This is a genomic window from Corallococcus sp. CA047B, from assembly GCF_003612065.1.
GTDB lineage: Bacteria > Myxococcota > Myxococcia > Myxococcales > Myxococcaceae > Corallococcus > Corallococcus praedator.
This window is the reverse complement of sequence record NZ_RAWD01000105.1, coordinates 21,867-28,005: the sequence shown is the minus strand read 5'-3', so window position 1 is coordinate 28,005 and position 6,139 is coordinate 21,867. Positions and strand designations below refer to the sequence as shown.

Annotated in this window: 5 protein-coding genes; 4 read left to right on the top strand and 1 reads right to left on the bottom strand. The window is 71.5% G+C overall.

Features of this window, described 5'->3' with window-relative positions; all coding sequences use genetic code 11:
• The first annotated feature begins 321 nt into the window (after nucleotides 1-321).
• From glpD to D7X74_RS17985, 4 genes are all read left to right on the top strand, one after another.
• A complete protein-coding gene (glpD, locus tag D7X74_RS18000) occupies nucleotides 322-2,019 on the top strand; it encodes a glycerol-3-phosphate dehydrogenase (protein ID WP_120534201.1) in 1,698 nt (565 codons plus the stop codon).
• A 345-nt stretch (nucleotides 2,020-2,364) separates the two neighbouring features.
• A complete protein-coding gene (locus D7X74_RS17995; RefSeq protein WP_120534200.1) occupies nucleotides 2,365-4,173 on the top strand; it encodes a S8 family serine peptidase in 1,809 nt (602 codons plus the stop codon).
• 173 nt (nucleotides 4,174-4,346) lie between these two features.
• Nucleotides 4,347-5,159 carry a hypothetical protein gene (locus D7X74_RS17990; protein WP_147446602.1) on the top strand — a complete coding sequence of 271 codons (813 nt, stop codon included), beginning with the start codon at nucleotides 4,347-4,349 and terminating at the stop codon, nucleotides 5,157-5,159.
• Nucleotides 5,160-5,245: 86 nt separating this feature from the next.
• On the top strand, nucleotides 5,246-5,461 hold the full coding sequence (locus D7X74_RS17985) for a hypothetical protein (protein ID WP_199732963.1): 216 nt from the start codon (nucleotides 5,246-5,248) through the stop codon (nucleotides 5,459-5,461).
• Nucleotides 5,462-5,473: 12 nt separating this feature from the next.
• On the opposite strand, the gene D7X74_RS17980 is transcribed toward D7X74_RS17985, so the two are convergent.
• Entirely contained in the window at nucleotides 5,474-6,052 is a 579-nt protein-coding gene (locus D7X74_RS17980; RefSeq protein WP_120534197.1) for a CDP-alcohol phosphatidyltransferase family protein, read from the bottom strand.
• Nucleotides 6,053-6,139 lie beyond the last annotated feature (87 nt).

Sequence of the window (6,139 nt, the reverse complement as noted above, 5' to 3'; positions counted from 1 at the left end):
GCCCTCCCCCGTGCCCCACCACCGCGTGCAGCACCGGCGCCACCGCGAGCCCGTACACCAGGACCAGCAGTCCCAGGCACGCCAGGTCACGTCGGTCTCGGGGGTCCCACACGGTGGTGTGTTCTCGAAAAGGGCGGCGTCCTGGACAACGGGGGATGGATGCCTGCCTCCCTAGCCGTCCGCCTCCGGACACGCAAGATCGCCCGCCCCGCTCGCTGTCCGACACTGTCCAGGCCGTCCCGTCCCCTTGCCGCGTGGACCTCTTGACGCATCGCATTGGAATCCGCTGCAGCCGCAGACTTCCCGTCATAGACTCCTGACGTGCGTTCTGAATCCGCCGTGCTCCGTTCGCTTCCTGCCTTCACCATCCCCGCGCCGCCGCCCGCGCGCGCCGAGCGCCTGCGCGCGTTGGGCGCCGAGGCCTTTGATCTGCTCGTCATTGGCGGCGGTGTCACCGGCGCGGGCGCGGCCCGGGACGCGGCGCTGCGCGGCCTGAAGGTCGCCCTGGTGGAGCGGGAGGACTTCGCCAGCGGGACGTCCAGCCGCTCGTCGCGCCTCATCCATGGCGGCCTGCGCTACCTGGAGCACGGTCACCTGGGGCTCGTCTTCGAATCCAGCATCGAGCGGCGGCGCCTGCTGCACCTGGCGCCCCACCTGGTGCGCCCGCTTGCGTTCGTGTGGCCCGTGTACGCGGGCGCGCGGGTGCCCCGGTGGAAGCTCAACGCGGGCCTCATGCTGTACGACGCCCTGTCGCTGTTCCGGAACGTGAAGGCGTATCAGCGGCTGTCCCTCAAGCAGGTGCTGGAGGCGGAGCCGGGGATCCGCGCGGAAGGGCTCAAGGGCGGCGCGCGCTACTACGACGCGGCCACCGACGATGCGCGCCTGACGCTCGCCAATGCGCTGGGCGCGAGCGAGGCCGGCGCGGTGGTGCTCAACCATGCCTCGGTGCGGCGGCTGGTGATGGAGGAGGGCAAGGCGACGGGCGCGGTGGTCGTGGATCACCTCACGGGCACGGAGCACACCGTGCGCGCCCGCGCGGTCGTCAACGCCACCGGACCCTGGAGTGATGAGATCCGCCAGCTCGATTCAGGGACGACCCGCACCGGGCCCGCGGTGCGAGGCAGCAAGGGCGTGCACATCGCCGTGCCCCGTTCGCGCCTGGGCATCCAGGACGCGCTCACGCTGCTGTCCCCGGTGGACGGCCGCGTGATGTTCATCCTGCCCGCGGATGCGTTCACGCTCATCGGCACCACGGAGACGGCCACCCGCGCCCACCCGGCCGAGGTGCGCGCGAGCGAGTCGGACGTGGCCTACCTGCTGGCCTCCGCCAACGCGTTCTTCCCCGAGGCGCACCTCACCCGCGAGGACCTGGTCAGTGCCTGGGCGGGCATCCGGCCCCTGGCGGCGAGCGGCTACCACGGCAACACCGATGCGGGCAGCGCCAGCCGCGAGCACGCCATCGACGTGAGCCCGTCCGGGGTGCTCGCCATCAGCGGTGGCAAGCTCACCACCTTCCGGGTCATGGCCCGCGACGTGGTCAACGCGGTGGAGCGCCACCTCACCCTGCCCCACCGCAAGTCCACCACCGATGCCCGGCCCCTTCCGGGCGGAGACATCGCGAAGCTGTCCGCGGAGTTCGCGGCGGCGCGTGAAGAGGTGGGCGACGCGGCCACCGCCGAGCACCTGGTGCGCGCGTATGGCAGCCGCTGGCGCGCGGTGTGGGCGCTCACGCGCGAGACGCCGGAGCTGGCCGAGCCGCTCGTGGACGGCCTGCCGTACCGCCGCGCCGAGGCCGCGTGGGGCGTGACCCACGAGATGGTCCAGACGCTGTCCGACCTGCTCATCCGCCGCCTCAAGGTCGCGTTCGAGACGCGGGACCAGGGTCGCTCCGCGGCGGTCCGCGCCGCCTCCGTGATGGCGCCGCTCCTGGGATGGGATGCGGCGGAGACGGAGCGCCAGCTCGCGGCCTACGGCGTGGATGCCCAGCGCATCTTCGGCGTGGACCCCTCGGACGCCTGACGCCGCTCAGGGCTTTGTTGCCGAATGTTGCGGTGTGCGGTGGACGCCTGACTCCCTGACGGGGTGGCGGGCCGGGCCTCAACGCGGCACGCCGTGCTCGCGCGCGGCGGACGTTGAAGGGAGCGACAGGTGCTCGCTTCCAGAGCGTTGGCCTCCTCACGTTGTTCGGCACCGCGTGCCCGTCGTGCGCATGACAGCCGCCCGAGCAGTCGTCCTTCGTCCATGCTTAAATTGTTTTCGGGAACGGGAAGCTGGGCGGCCCCGTTCTTCCCCGCTGCCTTTTCGAAAGACGGCGGGTCACGGCGCGGTACCTCCCGCTGTCCGGGCACGAAGGAGATGCACCCCATGAAGCGTTGGCTTTGGCTTGGGCTCGGGCTGTCCGGTCTGGTGGCTTGCGGCGGTGATCCCGACCCCATCGATGTCGTCCTTCCCCAGGCGTGTCCCGGCACCACCGACCAGTCCCTGCCCGGCACCGCGTCCTCCGCGCTGAGTACGCAGGAGCCCGCGGACGGAGTGCTCATCACCTTCAAGCCCAGGGTCGCCGCCAACGCGCTGGCCGCCACCGCGGACTTCGCGGCGGCCGTGGAGCGCGAGGGCGGCACGGTGAAGCGCCGCTTCCCGGGCCTCCACATGGTCTCCGCCCGGCTGTCGCCCGACGCCCTGGCGAAGCTGAAGCAGAACCCGGACGTGCTCTTCGTGGAGCCCAACCGCCGCGTGCGCGCGTCAGGTCTGCCGACGCCGCCGCCCGTGGTGTCGTGGCAGGGCGCGTTCAGCACGCAGGGCTCCGTGGGCGAGTACACCGAAGGCCTCAAGCTGGTGCAGGCGCCGCAGGTGTGGGACGCCAACAACGACGGCATCCTCGACCCCGGTGCTCCCACGGGCGAGGGCGTCAAGGTGTGCGTCATCGACAGCGGCTGGGACAGCAAACACCCGGAGCTGAAGGCGGCCTTCGTGGGCGGCAAGGACTTCGTCGACCGTGACGACGACCCCACCGACCAGAGCGAGGCGCAGGGCATCGTGACGGTGGGCGGCGGCCACGGCACGCACGTGGCGGCGACCATCCTGGCCCAGTTCGGCGCGGGTTCGGGGGGACGCGTGACGCCCGGGCAGGATCCGAACGGCGTGGTGGGCGTGGCGCCGGGCGCGTCGCTGCTCGTCGCCCGCGTGCTGGACGTGAAGGGCGGCGGCAGCACCGACGACGTCATCGAAGCCGTGCAGTGGTGCCAGTCGCAGGGGGCGCGGATCGCCTCGCTGTCGCTGGGCGCGGATGGCTCTTCCGAGAGCGAGCAGATCGCGTTCGAGCGGGTGTGGAACAACGGCAACGGCCTGCTGTCCATCGCGGCCAGCGGCAACGACGGCACGAACGGCGTCGCCTATCCGGCCGGGTACCTGCCGTCGGTGATGGCGGTGGGCGCGGTGAACGCGCAGGGCGAGTACGCGGAGTTCTCGCAGTTCGGTCCGCAGCTCTCCCTGGTGGCTCCGGGCGTGAACGTGCTGAGCGCCACCGTGCTGGGTGCCGCATCGCTGTCGTCGTTGGAGGCGGGGCCGGCGCCCATCACGTCGTCGCCGCTGTCGTTCACCGCGCAGGGCAGCTACACGGGCCGGCTGGTCAACTGCGGCCTGGGCACGGACCGGGCCTCCTGCGGCGAGTCCGCCACCTGCGACGGCTTCGTCGCGTACGTGGACCGTGGCGACATCTTCTTCGAGGAGAAGGCGCGCAACGTCATCGAGGCGGGGGCTCGCGCCATCATCATCGGCAACAACGTGCCCGAGGACGGCGACGGCGCCTTCACGCTGGGCTCCGCTTCCACGCACTGGGTGCCCACGGTGTCGGTGTCGCTGGTGTCCGGCGCGGCCATCAAGAAGCTCGAGGGCCAGGATGTGACGGTGAACATCACCGGCGTGGACTACCAGCGCGAGTCGGGGACCTCCATGGCCACCCCGCACGTGTCGGGCGTGGCCGCGCTGGTGTTCAGCGCCCGGCCGGACCTGTCCGCCGCGCACGTCCGAGCGGTGCTGGAGAAGACGGCCCTGGACGACACGGAGACGCCGGGCGTGGATGACAAGTACGGCCACGGCATCGTGCAGGCGGCCAAGGCCGTGGAGCTGGCGCGCACGCTGCCCGAGGGTGGCGGGCCGCTCCCGCTGCCGTAACACCCGCGCGCTTCGGGCTTCCCCAACGCCCCCGGGCCCTTCAGTGGGACCGGGGGCGTTCTTGCGTTCCCGGGCGTGGTGGCAGCACAGGCAGGCGGACGGGCCCTGGGTTGGCGGGACGGTGGCTTCCGCCCCCTGAGCGCGCACCTTCCCAGATGGGAGGAGATCCGCGCATGAGGCGAGACACCTGGATGGGGCTGGGGATCGCGGGCGTGGCCTGCCTGCTGATGTGCGCGGGGACGGCGGTGACGTCACCGACGGGGGGAGCTTCAGGTGACCGGGTGACAGAGCGGCCGCGAGTCCTGCTGGCCCAGGCTCCAACGGGGTCCACCGTGCCGTCCCAGGACTCCGCGCAGCCGAACGCCGGCTTGCCTTCCTCCGCGCAGGAGCCGGCGACAGGGGGCTCGGGGGCTCAGCAGGCGCCCGCTACCGGGACGGCTCCGGGCTCGACGGACACCGCTGCTCCCAACAACACCGCCGCCAACCCGGGCATGAGCCCCACGGAGCAGAACACCGGGGGCTCGGGCACCCCAGAGGAGCCGAACGCGTTGGAAGGAGGCCCCTCCGCGGATCCCAATCCGGAGGCCCGCAGCCAGGGCTCCAGTCAGAATCAGGGTAACACCAGCAACCGGGGTACGGATGCGAACACGGGCACCGGTGGCACGGGCAACAGTGGCTCGGGGGCTCCGGCGGTGCCGCCTGCTCCCGCGGCGCAGCAGGGCATCGCCGTGGTGGACGCCATCTACAGGGGCGTCGTGACGTCGGTGTCTTCCAAGGAGGTCGTCATCGTGGACGCGGGCACGCGACTGCCGCTGGAGATTGGCACCGGCACGCGCATCCTTCGCGATGGCAAGGCCATCCGCGTGAATCAGCTCAAGGAGGGCGAAAAGGTGCGCGCCGTGGTCAACATCGTGGGCAAGAGCCACACGCGGGAGATCGCCGTGCTGTCCAAGGCAGAGGCCCGTCGCGCCGCCGGCCTGCACTGACCCCCTCATCCACCCCGGAGCTCGCGTGCCCTCGCGGCCGTCAGTCGCGGAAGGCGGTGCGCGTCTCGGGGACGGAGGTTTTCACCATGACGGTCTACGACCGATACCGCAGTCTGCTGCACAAGCTGGCCCTCGTCCGCGCTCGCGCTCCGGGCGGTGATTCACCCGAAGTGGATGCGCTGCTCGACACGATGGATGAGGTCTGGGACGCCATGTCCGAAGGCGAGCGCGCCGCGATGGAGCGCGAGCGCGAACGGCTGAACCCCGCTCCCGGTCCGGACGAACACTCCGTGCCTGCGTGAGCGCCGCCCGCGCTACTTGCGCACGGTGCTCATGGGCGCGCCCAGAGGGGGGGACGGAGGCCGCTGCTGGCGCTGGCGCTGACTCCACACCGCGCGCGTGTAGTCCACGACCGACGCCAGCGACAGCAGGGAGACGAGCGCCACGAGCGGGCGCACCAGCGGCGGGTAGAGCAGCACGCACAGCAGCACCGCCAGCTGCAGCGTGGTGACGAGCTTGCCCAGCATCCGCGCCTTGAGCTCGACGGCCCGCATGTCCGGCCGCAGCCTCGCGACGATGAAGCCGATGGCCGTGCCGATGTCCCGCAGCAAGAGCAGCGTCAACTCCACCGGACCGATGAGCCCGTCGAGCAGGCACACGATGAAGGCCGTCACCATGAAGCCCCGGTCCGCTACGGGGTCGATGAGGGCCCCCCACCGAGTGGCCAGCCCCCGGTGCCGGGCAATCCACCCGTCCAGGAAGTCCGTCGCCGCGGCCAGCACCACGAGGAAGGCCCGCATGTGCGAATCCGACACCGCGATGAACACCGCGGCGAGCGGAAGGCGCGACAGGGACAGTGCATTGAGCAGCACGAGGCTTGCCCGACGTTGCATGGCTCCCAAAAGGTAGTGCTCGGCCCCTGGAGCGCACCTGTCCTGGGTGGCGAGCGTCCGGCGAAGAACGCCCCTGGCGTTCTTGGG

What these genes read in the sequence shown, in the direction of transcription:
- D7X74_RS17990 (WP_147446602.1), top strand. Translation starts at nt 4,347, where the DNA reads ATGAGGCGAGACACCTGGATGGGGCTGGGGATCGCGGGCGTGGCCTGC.
- D7X74_RS17985 (WP_199732963.1), top strand. Translation starts at nt 5,246, where the DNA reads ATGACGGTCTACGACCGATACCGCAGTCTGCTGCACAAGCTGGCCCTC.
- D7X74_RS17995 (WP_120534200.1), top strand. Translation starts at nt 2,365, where the DNA reads ATGAAGCGTTGGCTTTGGCTTGGGCTCGGGCTGTCCGGTCTGGTGGCT.
- D7X74_RS17980 (WP_120534197.1), bottom strand. Translation starts at nt 6,052, where the DNA reads ATGCAACGTCGGGCAAGCCTCGTGCTGCTCAATGCACTGTCCCTGTCG.